The sequence below is a fragment of the Polaromonas sp. genome, from assembly GCF_049790275.1.
Taxonomy (GTDB): Bacteria; Pseudomonadota; Gammaproteobacteria; order Burkholderiales; family Burkholderiaceae_C; genus Polaromonas.
Genome location: NZ_JBAQYR010000117.1, coordinates 141,622 through 159,297, shown reverse-complemented (window position 1 = coordinate 159,297; position 17,676 = coordinate 141,622). Strand labels below are relative to the sequence as shown.

The following is a 17,676-nucleotide window of genomic DNA, read 5'->3' as shown; positions in this document are numbered from 1 at the left end:
GGCTACGGCGCCAGTTTCCGCGCACGTTCCAGCAGCAGCTCGCGCTCGCGCGTGTTCTGCGCCAGCGTAGCAGCACGCTCGAATTCCGTGCGTGCCTCGGCATGGCGCCCCAGCTTGGCAAGCAGGTCGCCGCGCACACTCGGCAGCCACTGGTAGTTCTGCAGGGACTTTTCCTCGCGCAAGGTATCGATGATCTCCAGGCCGGCGGCCGGCCCAAAGGCCATGCTGACGGCCACCGCGCGGTTGAGTTCCACCACGGGCGACGGCGCCGTCTGCGCGAGTGCGTCGTACAAGGCCGCAATACCGGCCCAGTCGGTCTGCACGGCTACAGGCGCGCTGGCATGGCAGGCAGCAATGGCCGCCTGCAGCGCATACGGGCCCAGTGCATGCACGGACGACCCGGCCAGGGCCTGTGCCCGGTCCAGCGCCGCCAGGCCGCGCCGTATCAGCAGGTGGTCCCAGCGTGTGCGGTCCTGGTCGGACAGCAGCACCGGCCGGCCGTCGGCGTCGATGCGGGCCGCCATGCGCGAGGCCTGCAACTCCACCAGCGCAAGCAGTCCATGCACTTCGGACTCGTCGGGCGCCAGCCCAGCCAGCATGCGGCCCAGGCGCAGTGCCTCGTCCGTCAGTGCGGGCCGCATCCAGTGGTCGCCGGCGGTGGCGGTGTAGCCTTCGTTGAACACCAGGTACACCACCTCCAGCACCGAGGCCAGGCGCGCGCCGAGTTCGCCGCCGCGCGGCACTTCGAAGGGTACGTGCGCTTCGGTCAGCGTGCGCTTGGCGCGTACGATGCGCTGGGCAATCGTCGGTTCAGACACCAGGAATGCACGGGCAATCTCGTGCGTGGTCAGGCCGCCCAGCAGCTTGAGCGTCAGCGCCACCCGGGCCTCCGTCGAAAGCACGGGATGGCAGGCGGTGAAGATCAGACGCAGCAGGTCATCGCCGATGTCGTCCTGGCGGGCCTCGTCCAGTGCGTCCACAAAATCCGGCACGATCAGGGCCTCCTGGGCTTCAAGGTCATGGCCCATCTGCTCGAGCTTCTCGCCCTGCATCTTCTGGTGCCGCAGATGGTCCAGCGCGCGGTTTTTCGCGGCGGTCATCAGCCAGGCGCCGGGCTTGTCCGGCACCCCCTTGCCGGGCCAGCTCTCCAGCGCGGAAACCAGCGCGTCCTGCGCCAGTTCCTCCGCCAGCCCGATGTCGCGCACCATGCGCGCCACCGAGGCCACGATCTTTGCGGACTCGATGCGCCAGACGGCTGAAATCGCCTCATGGGTGGAGGAATGCATGAATCAATGGTACCGGCACGACGAGCGAACGTGGAGGCTCTTCATACCAGCAGGGGCCGCGGATCTGGCTTCGCCAGTCCGCAGGCGCAGCGCCCCCTCGGGGGGCAGAGAGCTACGCGGAGCGAGCGAACGTGGGGGCTCAATTAGACATCCAGAAAACCTCCCAGACGTGCCCATCCAGGTCGGTGAAGCCGTGGCTGTACATGAAGCCGTGGTCCTGCGACGGGTTGGGCGCGGTGCCGCCGGCGGCCAGCGCCTTCTTCACCAGTTCGTCCACCTCTGCGCGGCTTTCGCACGACAGGGCAATCAGTACCTCGGTGGTCTTGGTGGCATCGGCGATCGGCTTCTTCGTGAAGCCCTGGAAGAATGGCTCGACCAGCAGCATCACGAAGTTGTGGTCTTCACTGATCACCATGCAGGCGCCCTGCTCGTTGGTGAATTGCGGGTTGAAGGAAAAGCCCAGGCTTTTGAAAAAGGCCTGACTCTTTTCCATGTTCTTGATGGGAAGATTGACGAAGATCTTGCGCGTCATGATGGTTCCTTTGAATGGTTTGAATGAGGAGGCAGCGGCGCTCAGGCTTTTTCTGCCTTGGCCTTGAGGTTGGCGAGGCCGGCTTCAAAGTCGGCACCAATCATCTTGTCCATGTTGAAAATCACGCCCATGAACTTCGAGAGGAACGGCGCGGGGCCTTCCATGGCCCACGTGACCTGTGTGGCTGTGCTCTCGGGTGCGATGGTGAAAGTGATCACGTTCTGCGCCTTGAATGGGGCGGTCATGTCCAGCCGCATCTTCACCTGCGACGGCTCCGCAGCCTGCACGATTTCAAAGCTGCCGCTGCCTGACTTTTTGCTTTCGAAGTCGTAGTGGGCGCCGGGCCCGATGAACGGGCCGCTGTAGCTGCCTTTCATCTCCGGGGCTTTCAGCGCATACGGATTCCAGGAATTGAAGGCACGCACGTCGTTGATCAACGGAAATATCTTCCCGGCCGGCGCAGCAATGCTGGTGCTGCGCGACACACGGAAGGTGTCCGGCCGCCGCGAGGCCATCACGGCAATAACGATAACGGCCAGCACGATCAGCGCCAGGATGATAAGCAATGTGTTCTTGACCATAGCGTGCCTCATTTCTGGCTGGGTGTGTTCATTTCGCGGAAACGCTCAACCTGATCGCTGGGCGTGAAGTCGTCCAGTTCGTACAGCTGGCGCACCTCGATCACAGCCGGTTCGTTTTCGCCCACCGGGTTGGGGTAGCGGCGCGACCATTCCATGGCCTCCTCGCGGCTGCGTACCTGGATGGTGGTGAAGCCGGCGATCAGTTCCTTGGCCTCCGCGAAGGGGCCATCGATCACGGTGCGCTTCTGGCCGTTGTAGTGGATGCGCCAGCCCTTGCGGCTGGGCTGCAGCCCGCTGCCATCGAGCAGCACGCCGGCCCTGGACAACTCTTCGTGGTAGTCGGCCATTTCCTTCATCAACTTCTCGTCGGGGGTCTGCGGAGTCGTCTCGGCCTCGAACTCGGGCGTGGACTTGACGATGATCATGAAACGCATGAGGTTCTCCTTCGTAGTGAGCCTGGAAGCCGGGGCCCGGCGGGCCCGCAAAACAAGGGCTTCTACCTCCACGACGAACCGGGCACTGCGAAATCGACAGCTTTCACCAGAAAAAACCTTTTGTTACTTTTTGGCGTTCGCGCTCAGGCGAAGCAGGGGCCGAGCGAGCGCACTTCAATGGTGGCCCACTCCGCCGCCGGGCACTGGCCGGCAATTGCAAGCGCTTCTTCGCGGGTGGCGCAATCCACCAGAAAAAACCCGCCCACCATTTCCTTGGCCTCGGAAAAAGGACCATCCAGCACCTGGGGCCGGCCGCCCCTGACCTGCACCTGGGCCGCATCGTCCTGCGACGCCAGTGACTCAGCGGCGAGCAGCAGGCCGCGCGCTTTCAGGTCGGCGCCGAAGCGCAGCATGCGCTCATAAACAGCGCGTCCCTCGGCCTCGGTACGCGTCAGCCGCTGGCCTTTCGGTTCATGAATCAGAAGCATGTAAGCCATGGCATTTCCCGCAATAAAAGTTGCTGGCGATGATAGCGCGCTACCCCGTCTCAAGCGCCAGAAAGGTAGACATACAAACCCTCGACCGGCCGCTGCTGATCCTCGCGCAGCGGCGCGCGCAGCAAGGCCTTCACCCCAAAGCCGTGCTCGCGCGCCAGCCTGCGGATGTAGGCTTCGGAATGTGCATAACGCAGGCTGGGCAGCAGCACCAATTCTTCGTCGCCGGACGCGCGCTCGACGGTGAAGCAGAACAGGCCTCCCGGTTGCAGGATGCGGGCGACCCCCGCAAACACCGCAGCGAGATCACCCACGTAGATGAAGACATCGGCCGCCAGCACCAGGTCGTCGCTGCGCTCGGCGCCCTGCAGGTACTCTGCCAGGTCCGCGTGAACCAGCGTGTTGTAAACGCCCAGCGTGCAGGCCTTGTCCAGCATGCCGCGCGAAATGTCCACGCCATCCACGCGATCGGCCAGCGGCGCTATCAGCGGCCCGCACAAGCCGGTGCCGCAGCCCAGGTCGAGCACGGAGCTGAAGCGGTGCGGCTCTGCCTGCGCAAGATGCCGGATCAGGACCTCGTGGGCCCGGTAGCGCAGCACGCCCACCAGATGGCTCTGGAAGTCGGCAGCGTAGTCGTCGAACAGGTATTCCACATACTCGCGCGGTGCCGTGGCCGGCGCCTCGGCGCCGCGCACCGAAGCAAGAAAATAGCCGTTGACCTGCGGATCGGCGCCCAGCGCAAGCGCTTTCCCGAAACACTCGGCGGCTTCCTGCAGGCGATGGAGCTCGCGCAGCAAAGTGCCGCGGTGGCTCCACGCCTCGGCCAGCCCGGTGTCGCGCGCCAGCGCTTCCTCGAAGGAGGCCAGCGCTTCTTCGGGCCGGCCCAGCCGCACCAGGGCCTGGGCATGCTGCATCCAGAGCAGCGCGTTGCCGTCATCCAGCGCGAGGGCCTGTTCGTAACAGGGCAGGGCCTGCGCATGCTGCGCCAGACCGGCGTGCGCCAGGCCCAGGTAAGACCAGGCCTCGGTATTTCCGGGTTCGGCCACGGTGGCCTGCTCGAGCAGTGCCAGCGCTTCAGATTCCTTGCCGAGCTTGACGCGCGTGGCACCCAGGTTGGTGAGGGTGGAGGCGCGGCCGGGCACCAGTGCCAGGGCAAGCTCAAAACAGCGCTCGGCCTCGGGCAGCGCCCCGGCCTGAAAATGCGCAAGGCCTTCCAGGAAACTTTGCCGGGCGCGCTCAAACACTTCGTTCATGAAACCCCTTATCCAACAGGCTTCATTGTCTGCCGAACACCCGATGACGGACTAATCCACGAAAAAGTCGGGAATGAATTTTCTGGTTCCGGGTGTCACCGAATACTTCTCCAGGTCGGTCACACCGTACGCAGCCAGCAATTCATCGTCGATGTAGAAGTTGCCAGTGGCCGGAACCGCACTGGTGAGGATCAGGTAGGCCGCGTCGGACAGGATTTCCGGCTTGCGGCACAGCTTCAGGTCCACGCCGGGAATCATCTGCAGCGCGGCCGTGGCAATGGCCGTGCGCGGCCACAGGCTGTTGACGGCGATGCCGTATTTTTTGAATTCGCCTGCATGGCCAAGGGTGCACATGCTCATGCCGTACTTGGCCATGCTGTAGGCCGTGTGGTTCTCGAACCAGTGCTGCTTCATGCTCAGCGGCGGTGACATGGTCAGCACCTGCGGCTTGCGCCCGGCCTGCGCGGATTTTTTCAGCTCCGCCAGGCAGGCCTGGGTACACAGGTAGGTGCCCCGCGCATTGATGCCGTTCATCAGGTCGTAACGCTTCATCGGCGTGTGTTCGGTGTCGGTCAGGCTGATGGCGCTGGCGTTGTTGACCAGGATATCGATGCCGCCGAAAGTCTCCACCGCTTTGGCTACTGCAGCCGCCACAGCATCTTCTTCCCGGATGTCCACGGCCAGCGGCAAGGCCTGGCCACCCGCAGCTTTCACCGCTTCGGCAGCGCTGTAAATCGTGCCGGGCAACTTGGGGTTGGGGTCGGTGGTTTTGGCCAGGATCACGATGTTGGCGCCATCGACCGCGGCACGTGTGGCAATGGCCAGGCCAATGCCACGCGACGCACCGGTGATGAACAGTGTTTTGCCTTTGAGACCGGGAACTGAACTCATGACGACTCCTTTACGCTACAAAATCAATAGCTGCTTGCGCCCGCCCGATCAGGGGAAAGCGCATTTTTTCTCTCAATACCCGGGGGGAAGCAGGTTTTCAGACCTTGCTGAAGTCCGGTTTGCGTTTTTACCGAAAGCTTCCGGCCCGCTACGCGGTCCCGTCCTTCGGACGCCGACTTCAGACCTTGCTGAAGTCGGGCCGTCGCTTTTGCATAAACGCCCCAAAAGCCTCGCGGGCAGCGGGCTCGCCCAACATGCGGCCAAAGCTGGCACCTTCTTCGTCCATTTGTCGCAGCACCGTCTGCTGCTGGCCTTTTTTCATCAATCGCTTGGTTTCCACCAGCGAGCTTATCGGCTTGGCGGCCAGCTTTCGTGCCACGGACTGGGCCACGCCATTGGCCTCCATGGGAGGCACCACGCGGTTGGCAAGGCCGACCTCCAGCGCAGCCTCTGCCATGAATGGTTCACCGAGCAGCAGCGCTTCTGCTGCCCGGTGGTACCCCAGCATCTGCGGCACCAGCAGGCTGGAAGCCGCTTCCGGGCACAGGCCGAGGTTGACAAAAGGCATGGAGAAAGCAGCGTTGTCGCCTGCGTAAACCAGGTCACAGTGAAACAGCATGGTCGTGCCCACGCCTACCGCCGGGCCGCACACAGAAGCCAGCAAGGGCTTGGGAAAGGCCGCGATGCCGCGCAGGAAACGAAACACGGGGGAATCCATCCCGGCCGGCGGCTTGTTCAGGAAGTCGCCTATGTCGTTACCCGCACTGAAGATGGTTTCGTGGCCCTGGATCACCACGACGCGCACGGCCGCGTCCGCCTGGGCGACTTCCAGCGCATCTGCCATCGCGGCATACATGGCCGCGGTGAGGGAGTTTTTCTTGTCCACACGGTTCAGGGTGATGGTCATCACGCCGGCTTCGGTGTGGGACAGGATGTCTTTGAAAGGCTCGCTCATGGAAATTCCTGAAGTGTTGTTGTTGACGTTGTGTTGATGTTGGCGAAGGCCACATTCATTCCTTAAAGTAGACAACCTGGTGTGAGGTCACGAGCAGTTCTTTTGCTTCGTTCCACAACTGCGCCGTCTGGTCGAAATAGCCGTTGCGAAAAGCCTGGGCCTGGGTCTGCCCCAGCAGGTAGCCATTGCCTGTTGATTGCAACAGGCCTGCATCGGCATGGTAGTACACCGTCATCGACACGGTGCCGATCGGCACCAGCACCGGCCGGCGGCGCCAGACGCGTGGGAAGAACACATCCGACATGGCCGTGAGCGAGGCGAAGTCCAGCGGCCGCGGCGGGTCATCGCGCAGCCACAGGCGGCTGCGGCTCGCCCCCTGATCGGCACCATGCCACTCGGTGGGAATCGCACCTTCGGCAAAACGCATTTCATAACGCTTGACCCATTCCACCCGCGTCGGGCCGCCGGCGCGAGAAACTTCGGCGGGAGTCGGAACTTCGGGCATGGCCTGCTCGTCGGCGCCCCAGGTGTCGCGCCGCAAACCAAAAAAAGCGGTACCGGTCAACACCGTCTCGCCCTGCTGCTTCGTCTCGATCACCCAGTGCTGGGTGGATCGGTTGGTACGCGCGGGCCGCGCCGTCACCGTGAACGGGCCGTCGGCCAGTGCCGCAGCAAAGTTGACGGTGAGCGAGATCGGATCGCCCAGGCGCTGCGGATGCTGCAGCACGGCGTTCAGCGCCTGGGCGGCGGTGACACCACCGAACGGCCCGACCATGTTGGCGTAGGCAGCACTGGTGTGGCCGAGAAAGCTGCCGTCGGCCTGCGCCTGCAAGGCTACCGCAGCGTCAAAGGGATGGAGACTGCTCATGGCCAAAGTATGCCGTTGCCAGGCAGATCAGACAGTCGTGCCGGCGACGCTGGCTTTCAGTGGAACTGGCCGCATGCCTTCAAGAACCTGAACCGTGCGCGGCCAGAGGTTGTGGCTGAACTGTTCACGGAAAAAACCAAAGTGACCAATGCGTTTGACGCCGACATCGGCCGGGGCGATACGTTCAAAGCTGCGCTGGGTACCGGTGTACAGGTTGATCAGGTTTTGCGTGCCGCGCCAGGTCATTAGCTCATCGTCGGTGATGGACAGCGCCAGCACCGGAAACGTCGCCTGCGCATAAGCCAGGCGCGCGCCCTCGCCCTCGGCACCCACGCTGTAGAGCGGATCCAGGCACCACTTGCGCCACTGCAGCATCACGCCTGCCGGCAGGTCGCCGACCTTCTTCAACTTGCGCCCTGGGAAATAGCCACACAGGCGCGTGGCCAGCGGCACCAGCACGTACCAGAAATACAGGATCATGCGCCGGAGCTGCGGCGCGTTGTCGCGCCAGTAGCCGCTGCCGGCGGCGATGCTGACCAGCCCGTCCACCTTGCCCTGGTTTTTCAGAAAACCCGGCAATTGCGCACCCAGGCTGTGGCCCAGCAGGTACAGCGGCGCATCCGGCAAAGCCGCCTTCGCGGTATCGACAACCGCCTCATAGTCGCTCGCCCAGTCAAAAAGATCGGCCTTGAAGCCGCGCAGGCTGCCGTCCCGCGTACCCGGCAAAGACTCGCCCGAACCGCGGTAGTCAAACGTCGTGACGCGAAAGCCCTGGCCAGAGAGCCACTCGGCAAACGGCGCGTAGTAGTCCTGGCGCACACCCATCGCCCCACCAATGACCACACTGGCTCGCGCCGGCGTGGCCGCGTCGTAGACACGTAGCGAAAGTGGCGAAGAACCCGAATCGAGAGTCTGCTTTTGCATGTCTGTCTCCAAAAATAAGTTGCGCGCCAGTCTTCGCTGGTTGAGATACCTGCGGCCCTAGGGCGTAGCGAGCGGGATGAGATGCAAGGCGGACGGAGCGGACCCACCGGAACGTACTTCAGGTACGTGAGGATGGGGAGCACCGGACCAACGCCGCAGATCGCCCGCGCAGTAGCCCCGCTACTACACGCGTTCGAAGATGCCGGCGGCGCCCTGCCCCATCCCCACACACATCGTCACCATGCCGTACTTCAGCTGATGCCGGTGCAGCGCATGGATCACCGTCGCAGCGCGAATCGCGCCGGTGGCGCCCAGCGGATGGCCCAGCGCAATCGCGCCACCCATCGGGTTCACTTTCGCGGCATTCAAACCCAGCGTGTTGATGACCGCCAGCGACTGTGCGGCAAAGGCTTCGTTGAGTTCGTACCAGTCGATGTCGTCCTGCTGCAGGCCCGCATAACGCAGCGCGGCAGGGATCGCCTCGATCGGGCCTATGCCCATGATGTGCGGCGGCACGCCCTTGGCCGCATAGCTGACAAAACGCGCGAGTGGCTTCAGGCCATGCTCCCTGACCGCTTTTTCGCTGGCCAGGATCAGTGCGCCGGCACCGTCTGACGTCTGCGAGCTGTTGCCGGCCGTGACCGAGCCACGCGCGGCAAACACGGTTTTGAGCTTGGCCAGGCCTTCCAGCGAGGTGTCGGGGCGCGGGCCTTCATCCAGGCTGACCGTCCGTGTTTTGGCAATCACTTCGCCGCTCTCCAGATCGGGCGAGCGGTCGGTGACTTCCACCGGCGTGATCTCGGCCGTGAACTCGCCGGCCTGTTGCGCCTTGATGGCTTTCTGGTGCGATTCGAGCGCAAACTGGTCCTGCGCATCGCGCGAGACCTTCCACTGCTGCGCCACTTTTTCTGCGGTCAGGCCCATGCCGTAGGCAATGCCGATGTTCTCGTCATTGGCAAACATGGCGGGCGACAGCGAAGGCGAGTTACCCGACATCGGCACCATGCTCATGCTTTCGGTGCCGGCGGCAATCATCACATCTGCTTCACCGACACGGATGCGGTCGGCCGCCATCTGGATGGCGGAGAGGCCGGACGCGCAAAACCGGTTCACGGTGATGCCGCCCACGCTGGTCGGCAAGCCGGCCAGCACAGCGCCAATGCGCGCAATGTTCAGGCCTTGCGGACCCTCGGGAATCGCGCAGCCGCAGATGATGTCCTCGATGGCTTTCGCGTCCAGCGTGGGTACTTGCGCCAGCGCGGCCTGCAACGCGCGCACCAGCAGTTCGTCGGGGCGGGTGTTGCGGAAAAAGCCCCGGTGCGAGCGCCCGATGGGCGTGCGCGTGGCGGCAACGATGTAGGCTTCCTGGACTTGTTTGGCCATGATGTCAGTTCCTTTGATTCTTTAACTTTTTCGCGGACCGGACGGAATCCAGGCCCACACAAATTCACATTCGACCGGGTTCACGCCGGCCTCGTCGGTCACGGTGACCGCCACGGTCACCTCACCCTTGTCGCTGGCCTGCATGGCGGCGCGCTGCTCGTCGCTCAAGGTGGCCACGGCCCGGAGCGATCCGGTCGCGCGTTTCCTGAACGCCATCTTCAGCTCCTTGGCCACCGGCGTGCAGTCATCACGCACATTCATGCCCACCACCATGCCAGTCGCGGTTTCCGCCAGCAGGTTCATGGCCGAGGCGTGTATGCCGCCTATGTGGTTCTGGACCTTCTTTTCATTCTTGATGCCGATCTCCACCCTGCCCGTCGTCATCTGCAGAAAGTCCAGCCCGGCCGTTCCGGTGAAAGGCACGGCGCGGTGCATCACCACACCCCGGAACCAGGTGCGCGCAAAGGCCGGCAGGTCAGAGAGCCGGTCTAGTTGGCGTTCGAGGCGGTTGGGAGAATGAGTGGTCATGGCCTTCATTGGTTGAATAGGAGAGAAGTGCGCGGCTGAGCAAGCGTAGCGAGGGATCGTCAGGCTAGGCGCGGGTGCCCGAGAGCAACCGGAGCGTACTTCTGTACGTGAGGATTGGTCTTGGGCTGCAACGACGCATGGCGATTCCGCAGTAGCTTGATCAGTTGCGCACAGGTTTGCCGGTGCTCATCATGCCCATGATCCGCTCCTGGGTCTTGGGATGTTCGAGCAGTGAACAGAAGGCCTTGCGTTCCAGCGTCATCAAGTACTCTTCCGTCACCAGCGAACCGGCATCGACATCGCCGCCGCAAACCACGTTGGCGATCAGGCTGGCGATGTGGAAGTCATGCGCGCTGATGAAACCGCCGTCACGCATGTTGACGAGCTGGCCCTTGATGGTGGCCAGACCGCTACGGCCCGCCACCGGGAAAGGCCGTTTGTGCGGCGCGCGGTAGCCGGAATTGAACAGGGCACGCGCCTCGTTCAACGCCACGTACAGGAGTTCGTCCTTGTTCGGCACGATCACATCGCTGTCGAGCAGGTAACCGATCTTGCGGCTTTCGATGGCGCTGGTTCCAACCTTGGCCATGGCCGCGGCGGTGAAACCCTCGGTCAGGAAAGGCAGGATGTCCTTGTTGGTGGACGCGGCGGCATTCTCGGCCGCGCGGCGTGCAATATAGGTCAGGCCGCCGGCACCGGGCACCAGACCGACACCGACTTCGACCAGGCCGATGTAACTCTCCATTGCAGCCACGCGTTTGGCCGAATACGCCGCCATCTCGCAGCCACCGCCCAGTGCCAGGCCGCGAACGGCCGAAACCACGGGCACCGACGCATAACGCAGCTTGAGCATGACGTTCTGCATCTCGGCCTCGGCGCCTTCCACGGCCGAAACACCGGCCATCATGAAGGCAGGCAGCATGGCCTGCAGGTCGGCGCCGGCCGAGAACATCTCGTCGTTCGACCAAATCACCAGGCCCTTGTAGCCTTTCTCCGCCAAGTCCACACCCATGGCCAGGCCTTCCACCACATCGGGGCTGATGGCATGCATCTTGGTCTTGATGCTGGCGATGACAACATCGCCCTGCTCACCGTCCAGCGTCCAGAGCCGGATGGCGTCGTCTTCGTGCAGCGTGGTGCCTGCCGTCTGGAACGCGGGGGCGTTGGAGCCCAGCACGTTCTCCGGGAAGAACTGGCGCTCGTAGACAGGCAGCTCGCGGCGTGCAATGAATTTGTTGGCGGAAGCACTCCATGAGCCTTCGGCCGTGTGCACACCACCGGCGGCGACCACCGACCCCTTGAAAACCCAGTCAGGCAGGGGGGCCTTGCTCAGCGCGCGGCCGGCGTCAATATCTTCCTTGATCCAGTTGGCCACCTGCAGCCAGCCGGCTTCCTGCCAGAGCTCGAACGGGCCCTGCTTGGCGCCGAAGCCCCAGCGCATCGCAAAGTCGATGTCGCGCGCGGTTTCGGCAATGCTGGCCAAGTGCACGGCGGCGTAATGGAACTGGTCGCGCAGGATGGCCCACAGGAAACGAGGCTCGGCGCCTTCGGCTTCGCGCAGCAGCTTCAGCCGTTCGCCGGCCGGTTTTTTGAGCATGCGGCCCACCACTTCATTGGCCTTCGCGCCGCCAGCAACGTACTCCATGCTTTCCGGGTCCAGGCGCAGGATGTCGCGGCCCACTTTTTTGTAAAAACCGGCGCCTGTTTTCTGGCCTAGGCTCTTGGATTCCAGCAGTTTTGTGAGCACAGCCGGCGTGCCGTAAATATCGGAGAACGGATCTTCCACTTTTCCACTGCCGACGGGGCCGAGGTTGTCCTGCAATGTCTTGATGACGTGGGCCATGGTGTCCAGGCCCACCACGTCGGCGGTGCGGAAAGTGCCGGAGCTGGCACGGCCCAGCTTCTTGCCGGTCAGGTCGTCGACCACGTCATACGTGAGGCCAAAGTTCTCGGCTTCCTTGATGGTGGCCAGCATGCCGGCAATGCCGACGCGGTTGGCAATGAAGTTGGGCGTGTCATGTGCGCGGATCACGCCCTTGCCCAGTCCGCTGGTCACAAAAGCTTCCAGGTCGTCCAGTACTTTGGGTTCGGTGGTCGGCGTATTGATCAGCTCGACCAGGGTCATGTAACGCGGGGGATTGAAAAAGTGGATGCCGCAAAAGCGCGGCTTGATGGATTCGGGCAGCGCTTCGCTGAGCTTGGTGATCGACAGGCCCGAGGTGTTGCTGGCGACGATGGCGCCTTCGCCGATGAAGGGTGCAATCTTGTGGTACAGGTCGGTCTTCCAGTCCATGCGTTCGGCGATCGCCTCGATGATGAGGTCGCACTCTTTCAGAACATCCATGTGTTCTTCGTAGTTGGCCTGCTGGATCAGCGCCGCGTCTTCCGGCACGCCGAGCGGTGCGGGTTTAAGTTTTTTCAGGCCTTCAACGGCCTTGATGACGATACCGTTCTTCGGACCTTCCTTGGCAGGCAAGTCGAACAGGACGACAGGCACCTTGAGGTTGACCAGATGGGCGGCGATTTGCGCACCCATCACGCCGGCGCCGAGCACCGCAACTTTTTTGACTTGGAAACGTGACATGGTTAAGACCTGGTTGGGGTTGTCTGGTTGAAAAATTCGAACACGGCGCTCCAGTAGCGTTGTGGTTCGTCGCGCATGCCATGCGTGTGGTCGGCGTGTTCAAGGACCAGGCGCTGGATGCGCTCCGGCCGCGAAGCCGCCTGTTGCAGTGCGTCGCCGAAATGCACCGGCGTCCAGCGGTCGGCCCGGCTGTGGATGAGCAGCACGTCCACATCGCGCATGCTGGCGAGGTGATGAACCGGCCGCAGGTGCAGTTCACTCTCGGGATTGATACGCCGGCCCAGGGTGAGCACCGCATGGGCCAGGGGGTAGGCTTTCCAGAAATCGGGCAGCGTGGGCGGGCAACCCTCGGCCACGACCTTGTCGAAGGGGAAATCCGCCTCGGCGATGGCACTGAGCGTATTGATCGCGCCAAAGGAAGCCGTCAGCGCATGCACCGGCAGGCCGGGGAAGGCACCGCGCGCCCACTGGCCCACGGACAACACATCGCCCGGAAAATCAAAGTTGGTCGAAGGGCTTTCGCCGAAGCCGTTGAAGTCGAACGCCACCACATGGAAGCCCGCGTCCAGCAGCTTTTGCGCATGCCCGTGGCGCAGCCAGAAGCCCTTGCAGGCCAGGCCCATGGGATGGGCACACACCACCACGCCATGCGCGGCAAGCGACGTGCGCGCCACGATGGCTTCCAGCCGGCTCGCGCTGCGGCTGGCAACCCGCACCCGCTCCCAGCCTTCCTGCGGTACGTCCGCTGGCCAGCGCCAGGGTTTCATGAAGCGGCCGAAAAACGGCTTCTTGAGCAGGTGGTGCCCATACCAGCGGCGCTCGGCCGGGCCGCTGCCCTGGCCGATACGCAGGGTCCTGGAAATGGCCTCACCCATGGTTAACCACCGCCTGGGCCGGGTTCATGGCACACGCACCCAGGTCTGGGTCCGCCCGAAGGGCCCGAAGGAGCCGCGCACTTCCAGCTTTTTGCCACCCTCAATGGGTGTCAGGCGCAAGGTGTAGTTGCGGCCGTTTTCAGGGTCAAGAATCTTGCCGCCCTCCCACACGTCCTTGCCTTCCGCCTTTTTGGCGCCGCGGATGATCTCCAGGCCCTGGATGGGCTGGTCCTTGCGGTCATCGCTGCATTTGTCGCAGGTGTCGTCGGGCTTGACGTCCTTCCCGAGGCGCTTGTCGATCTTGCCGCTGAGGACGCCGCCGTTCTCGACAATCCGGATTTCGGCTTTTGCCTCACCCGTCTTGTCGTCGATGTTGCGCCACAGACCCACTGGTGTCAGCTGGGCCAGCGCAGGCAAGGACAATACTCCCAAAATGATAGCTAGTGATGCACGGTACATAAGGGCTCCTGTGCCAAAAAGCTTGAAAGATCGGGCCATCAGGCGAGTGCGGCGTCGGTGTCCATCAGCACCTTGCTGCCGCTGCGCGCGGTGCGCATCAGCGTTGCGGTCTCGGGGAACAGCTTGGCAAAGTAGAAACGCGCCGTCTGCAGCTTGGCCTGGTAGAAGGGGTCGGTGTTGCCGGCAGCCACTTCGCGCAGGGCGACCTGCGCCATGCGGGCCCAGAAATAACCGAACACCAGGTGGCCGGCCACGCGCAAATAGTCCACGGCAGCGGCACCGACTTCGTCCGGGTTCTGGAAACCCTTGAAACCGAGTTCGGTCGTGAACTTGGTCATCTGGTCGGCCAGGTAGGCCAGCGGGTTGATGAACTCGGCCATTTTCTCGTTGACGCCTTCCTCGGCGATCAGCGCAGCAATGATCTTGCCGAACTTCTTGAGCGTCGCGCCGTTGTTGCCCAGCACCTTGCGGCCCAGCAGGTCCAGCGACTGCACGGTGTTGGTGCCTTCGTAAATCATGTTGATGCGGTTGTCGCGCACAAACTGCTCCATGCCCCATTCCTTGATGAAGCCATGGCCGCCAAAGACCTGCATGCAGGCGTTGGTGGCGATGTGGCCGTTGTCGGTCAAGAAGGCTTTCACGATGGGCGTCAGCAGGGCAACGATTTCGGCCGAGTCCTTGCGCACCTTCTCGTCAGGGTGGTGGATTTCCTTGTCGAGCAGCATCGTGCAGTAGATCGCCAGCGCGCGGCCGCCTTCGGCATAGGCTTTAGCGGTCAGGAGCATCTTGCGCACGTCGGGGTGCACGATGATCGGGTCGGCCGGTTTGTCTTTGGCCTTCACGCCCGAGAGGCTGCGCATCTGGATGCGGTCCTTGGCATAAGCCAGCGCATTCTGGAACGCCACTTCGGTCAGGCCCAGCGACTGGTTGCCCACGCCCAGGCGCGCGGCGTTCATCATCACGAACATCGCGGCCAGGCCCTTGTTGGGCTGACCGACCAGGCTGCCGTTGGCGTTTTCCATGACGATCTGCGCCGTGGCATTGCCGTGGATGCCCATCTTGTGTTCCAGGCCGGAGCAGAAGATGCCGTTGCGCTCGCCCAGCGAACCGTCGGGCTTGACGTTGAACTTGGGCACGACAAACAGGCTGATGCCCTTGCTGCCCTGGGGCGCGTCCGGCAGGCGGGCCAGCACCAGGTGCACGATGTTGGCGGCCATGTCGTGTTCACCGGCGCTGATGAAAATCTTGTTGCCGGTGATCCTGTAGCTGCCATCGGTCTGCGGCTCGGCCTTGCTGCGCAGCAGGCCCAGGTCGGTGCCGCAATGCGGTTCGGTCAGGCACATGGTGCCAGTCCACTCGCCGCTAACCAGCTTGGGCAGGTAGGTCTTCTTCTGCTCGTCGGTGCCGTGCGCGTGCAGCGCTTCATAGGCGCCGTGCGACAGGCCGGGGTACATGGTCCAGGCCTGGTTGGCCGAGTTCAGCATCTCGTACAGGCACTGGTTCAGCACGAAGGGCAGGCCCTGGCCGCCGTACGCCGGATCGCACGAGAGTGCCGCCCAGCCGCCTTCGACATACTTGGCGTAGGCTTCCTTGAAGCCTTTGGGCGGGGTCACCTCATGCGTGGTTTTGTCGAGCTTGCAGCCTTCCGTATCGCCGCTGATGTTCAGCGGGAAGGTCACCTCGGCCGCAAACTTGCCGGCTTCCTCAAGCACGGCATTGATCGTCTCGGCATCCACCTCGGCGTGTTTGGGCAAGGCCTTGAACTCGTCGGTCACCTTGAGCACTTCGTGCATGACGAATTGCATGTCGCGCAGTGGCGGGTTGTATTGAGGCATGGGGAAGTCCTTTGAAGGGGATTAAACAGAAGAAGAGGAGGAGGAATCAGGCACCGGCCGGGCTGCGCCGCCGGTGAGCGATGCGGAAGTGATGGGTGGCGACAGCGCCAGGGCGGCGTCGTTGCCGTAACGCGCCAGGATGCTCTGGAAAGCACGCAAGGTGCGGTCTATCGAGCCCGGCGTCTTGAGGAAGCGTGCCTCGTAGTGCAGTGCCAGGATCAGGCCGTGGATTTCGAAGGCGATCTGGCGCTCGTCGGCATCCGCATGCAGGTGGCCGGCCTCCTTGGCCAGCACCACGGCGCGGTACATGGCGGCCAGCCAGGTTTGCACGGAGGTGGCCAGCGCATCGCGCACCGGGCCGGGCCGGTCGTCGAACTCAACGGCGCCGCTGATGAAAATGCAGCCCGACTGCAGTTCCACCGCCACACGTTTCATCCAGTTGCCGAACAGGGCCTGCACACGCGGCAGGCCTTTGGGCTCTTTCAGGGCGGGGTAGAAAACCTCTTCCTCAAAACGCGCAAAATACTCGCGGATGACGGAAATCTGGAGTTCTTCACGCGAACCGAAGTGGGCAAACACGCCGGACTTGCTCATGCGCATGACTTCGGCCAGGGCGCCTATGCTCAGGCCCTCAAGACCGATCTGCGTGGCCAGGCCCAGCGCCGCATCAATGATGGCAGCCTTGGTCTGCTGGCCTTTTTGCTGGCTTTTGGCAGCGCCGGCCACCGGCAGCCCCGAAACAGAGCGGGCGGCACGGGCAGGTTTGACAGGCAATTCAGTGACGGACATGGCATCCAGACAAATAAAACGAACGGTCGTTCTATTTTGCAGTATTTCCATGCCCCCACGCAATCATGGGGATTTTCTAGAGAAGTTTTTCTAAGCCAACCCCGGGTAAACCCTTGGGACTGGCTTTGAGACGTTTCAGCCCGGGTTCAAAGCTTGAAAGGCACCACCACCTGGCGCTGCTCGCCAAGGCCTTCAATACCCAGAGTCATCACGTCGCCTTTTTTCAGGTACAGCGGCGGTTTCATGCCCAGGCCGACACCGGGCGGCGTGCCGGTGGTGATCACATCACCAGGCAGCAGGGTCATGAACTGGCTGACGTAGCTGACGATTTTGGCGACGCTGAAAATCATGGTCTTCGTGCTGCCCGTCTGCATGCGCTTGCCGTTGAGGTCCAGCCACATGGCGAGCTTCTGCGGGTTGGGCACGTCGTCGCGTGTCACCAGCCAGGGGCCGAGCGGGCCGAAAGTGTCGCAACCCTTGCCCTTGTCCCAGGTGCCGCCGCGCTCGATCTGGAACTCGCGTTCGCTGACGTCGTTGATGGTGCAGTAGCCGGCGACAAAATCAAGCGCATCTTTTTGCGACACATAACGTGCACGGGTACCGATCACCACGCCGAGTTCGACTTCCCAGTCACTCTTGACCGAGCCCTTGGGCAGCATGACCGGGTCATTGGGACCCTGGATGCAGCTGGTGGCCTTCATGAACACCACCGGCTCGGGAGGAATTGGCAACCCCGACTCGGCGGCGTGGTCGGCGTAGTTCAGGCCGATGGCGATGAACTTACCCACACCGGCGACCGGGCTGCCGAAACGCGGCTTGCCCTTGACCAGCGGCAAGGTGGCAGTTTTCAGCCTGCGCAGCTTGGCCAGCGCAGCATCGCCGAGCTGGTCGGGGCCAATGTCGGTGACCACGCCGCTGAGGTCGCGCAGCTTGCCATCCGCATCAATGAGACCGGGTTTTTCCTTGCCCGGGTTGCCATAACGAACGAGTTTCATGGTTTTTCCT

The 17,676-nt window shown here is 63.0% G+C and carries 18 protein-coding genes; all 18 read right to left on the bottom strand.

The genetic code is table 11. From position 1 onward, the window contains the following. Positions 1–2: 2 nt before the first annotated feature. A complete protein-coding gene (locus WA904_RS16085; protein WP_425198131.1) occupies positions 3–1,286 on the bottom strand; it encodes an RNA polymerase sigma factor in 1,284 nt (427 codons plus the stop codon). Positions 1,287–1,425: 139 nt separating this feature from the next. After that, entirely contained in the window at positions 1,426–1,818 is a 393-nt protein-coding gene (locus WA904_RS16080) for a VOC family protein (RefSeq protein ID WP_425198130.1), read from the bottom strand. Between the two features lie 41 nt (positions 1,819–1,859). Further along, positions 1,860–2,399, bottom strand: coding sequence for an SRPBCC family protein (locus WA904_RS16075; protein ID WP_425198129.1), 540 nt, complete (start codon positions 2,397–2,399; stop codon positions 1,860–1,862). An 8-nt stretch (positions 2,400–2,407) separates the two neighbouring features. After that, positions 2,408–2,833, bottom strand: a complete 426-nt coding sequence (locus WA904_RS16070) for a YciI family protein (RefSeq protein ID WP_425198128.1) — start codon at positions 2,831–2,833, stop codon at positions 2,408–2,410. A gap of 143 nt (positions 2,834–2,976) precedes the next feature. Next, positions 2,977–3,330, bottom strand: a complete 354-nt coding sequence (locus WA904_RS16065) for a YciI family protein (protein ID WP_425198127.1) — start codon at positions 3,328–3,330, stop codon at positions 2,977–2,979. 50 nt (positions 3,331–3,380) lie between these two features. Then, on the bottom strand, positions 3,381–4,580 hold the full coding sequence (locus WA904_RS16060; RefSeq protein ID WP_425198126.1) for a tetratricopeptide repeat protein: 1,200 nt from the start codon (positions 4,578–4,580) through the stop codon (positions 3,381–3,383). A 51-nt stretch (positions 4,581–4,631) separates the two neighbouring features. Then, positions 4,632–5,471, bottom strand: a complete 840-nt coding sequence (locus WA904_RS16055; protein ID WP_425198125.1) for an SDR family oxidoreductase — start codon at positions 5,469–5,471, stop codon at positions 4,632–4,634. A gap of 178 nt (positions 5,472–5,649) precedes the next feature. After that, positions 5,650–6,426 (bottom strand): enoyl-CoA hydratase, encoded by a 777-nt coding sequence (locus tag WA904_RS16050; RefSeq protein WP_425198124.1) that lies wholly within the window; start codon positions 6,424–6,426, stop codon positions 5,650–5,652. 55 nt (positions 6,427–6,481) lie between these two features. Beyond that, positions 6,482–7,294, bottom strand: coding sequence for an acyl-CoA thioesterase (locus WA904_RS16045; RefSeq protein ID WP_425198123.1), 813 nt, complete (start codon positions 7,292–7,294; stop codon positions 6,482–6,484). A gap of 27 nt (positions 7,295–7,321) precedes the next feature. After that, positions 7,322–8,218, bottom strand: a complete 897-nt coding sequence (locus WA904_RS16040) for an alpha/beta fold hydrolase (protein ID WP_425198122.1) — start codon at positions 8,216–8,218, stop codon at positions 7,322–7,324. A gap of 183 nt (positions 8,219–8,401) precedes the next feature. Then, a complete protein-coding gene (locus WA904_RS16035; protein WP_425198121.1) occupies positions 8,402–9,601 on the bottom strand; it encodes an acetyl-CoA C-acyltransferase in 1,200 nt (399 codons plus the stop codon). Between the two features lie 21 nt (positions 9,602–9,622). Next, complete coding sequence (locus WA904_RS16030; protein WP_425198120.1) at positions 9,623–10,129, bottom strand: DUF4442 domain-containing protein; 507 nt, start codon at positions 10,127–10,129, stop codon at positions 9,623–9,625. Between the two features lie 160 nt (positions 10,130–10,289). Then, positions 10,290–12,713, bottom strand: a complete 2,424-nt coding sequence (locus tag WA904_RS16025) for a 3-hydroxyacyl-CoA dehydrogenase/enoyl-CoA hydratase family protein (RefSeq protein ID WP_425198119.1) — start codon at positions 12,711–12,713, stop codon at positions 10,290–10,292. Positions 12,714–12,715: 2 nt separating this feature from the next. Continuing rightward, complete coding sequence (locus tag WA904_RS16020) at positions 12,716–13,588, bottom strand: alpha/beta hydrolase (protein WP_425198118.1); 873 nt, start codon at positions 13,586–13,588, stop codon at positions 12,716–12,718. A 24-nt stretch (positions 13,589–13,612) separates the two neighbouring features. Next, a complete protein-coding gene (locus WA904_RS16015) occupies positions 13,613–14,047 on the bottom strand; it encodes a DUF2147 domain-containing protein (RefSeq protein ID WP_425198117.1) in 435 nt (144 codons plus the stop codon). A 38-nt stretch (positions 14,048–14,085) separates the two neighbouring features. Beyond that, complete coding sequence (locus tag WA904_RS16010) at positions 14,086–15,882, bottom strand: acyl-CoA dehydrogenase C-terminal domain-containing protein (RefSeq protein WP_425198116.1); 1,797 nt, start codon at positions 15,880–15,882, stop codon at positions 14,086–14,088. A 21-nt stretch (positions 15,883–15,903) separates the two neighbouring features. Continuing rightward, positions 15,904–16,671, bottom strand: a complete 768-nt coding sequence (locus tag WA904_RS16005) for a TetR/AcrR family transcriptional regulator (RefSeq protein ID WP_425198115.1) — start codon at positions 16,669–16,671, stop codon at positions 15,904–15,906. 146 nt (positions 16,672–16,817) lie between these two features. After that, on the bottom strand, positions 16,818–17,666 hold the full coding sequence (locus WA904_RS16000) for a fumarylacetoacetate hydrolase family protein (protein WP_425198114.1): 849 nt from the start codon (positions 17,664–17,666) through the stop codon (positions 16,818–16,820). Between the last annotated feature and the right edge of the window lie 10 nt (positions 17,667–17,676).

What these genes read in the sequence shown, in the direction of transcription:
- WA904_RS16085 (WP_425198131.1), bottom strand. Translation starts at nt 1,286, where the DNA reads ATGCATTCCTCCACCCATGAGGCGATTTCAGCCGTCTGGCGCATCGAG.
- WA904_RS16080 (WP_425198130.1), bottom strand. Translation starts at nt 1,818, where the DNA reads ATGACGCGCAAGATCTTCGTCAATCTTCCCATCAAGAACATGGAAAAG.
- WA904_RS16075 (WP_425198129.1), bottom strand. Translation starts at nt 2,399, where the DNA reads ATGGTCAAGAACACATTGCTTATCATCCTGGCGCTGATCGTGCTGGCC.
- WA904_RS16070 (WP_425198128.1), bottom strand. Translation starts at nt 2,833, where the DNA reads ATGCGTTTCATGATCATCGTCAAGTCCACGCCCGAGTTCGAGGCCGAG.
- WA904_RS16065 (WP_425198127.1), bottom strand. Translation starts at nt 3,330, where the DNA reads ATGGCTTACATGCTTCTGATTCATGAACCGAAAGGCCAGCGGCTGACG.
- WA904_RS16060 (WP_425198126.1), bottom strand. Translation starts at nt 4,580, where the DNA reads ATGAACGAAGTGTTTGAGCGCGCCCGGCAAAGTTTCCTGGAAGGCCTT.
- WA904_RS16055 (WP_425198125.1), bottom strand. Translation starts at nt 5,471, where the DNA reads ATGAGTTCAGTTCCCGGTCTCAAAGGCAAAACACTGTTCATCACCGGT.
- WA904_RS16050 (WP_425198124.1), bottom strand. Translation starts at nt 6,426, where the DNA reads ATGAGCGAGCCTTTCAAAGACATCCTGTCCCACACCGAAGCCGGCGTG.
- WA904_RS16045 (WP_425198123.1), bottom strand. Translation starts at nt 7,294, where the DNA reads ATGAGCAGTCTCCATCCCTTTGACGCTGCGGTAGCCTTGCAGGCGCAG.
- WA904_RS16040 (WP_425198122.1), bottom strand. Translation starts at nt 8,218, where the DNA reads ATGCAAAAGCAGACTCTCGATTCGGGTTCTTCGCCACTTTCGCTACGT.
- WA904_RS16035 (WP_425198121.1), bottom strand. Translation starts at nt 9,601, where the DNA reads ATGGCCAAACAAGTCCAGGAAGCCTACATCGTTGCCGCCACGCGCACG.
- WA904_RS16030 (WP_425198120.1), bottom strand. Translation starts at nt 10,129, where the DNA reads ATGACCACTCATTCTCCCAACCGCCTCGAACGCCAACTAGACCGGCTC.
- WA904_RS16025 (WP_425198119.1), bottom strand. Translation starts at nt 12,713, where the DNA reads ATGTCACGTTTCCAAGTCAAAAAAGTTGCGGTGCTCGGCGCCGGCGTG.
- WA904_RS16020 (WP_425198118.1), bottom strand. Translation starts at nt 13,588, where the DNA reads ATGGGTGAGGCCATTTCCAGGACCCTGCGTATCGGCCAGGGCAGCGGC.
- WA904_RS16015 (WP_425198117.1), bottom strand. Translation starts at nt 14,047, where the DNA reads ATGTACCGTGCATCACTAGCTATCATTTTGGGAGTATTGTCCTTGCCT.
- WA904_RS16010 (WP_425198116.1), bottom strand. Translation starts at nt 15,882, where the DNA reads ATGCCTCAATACAACCCGCCACTGCGCGACATGCAATTCGTCATGCAC.
- WA904_RS16005 (WP_425198115.1), bottom strand. Translation starts at nt 16,671, where the DNA reads ATGTCCGTCACTGAATTGCCTGTCAAACCTGCCCGTGCCGCCCGCTCT.
- WA904_RS16000 (WP_425198114.1), bottom strand. Translation starts at nt 17,666, where the DNA reads ATGAAACTCGTTCGTTATGGCAACCCGGGCAAGGAAAAACCCGGTCTC.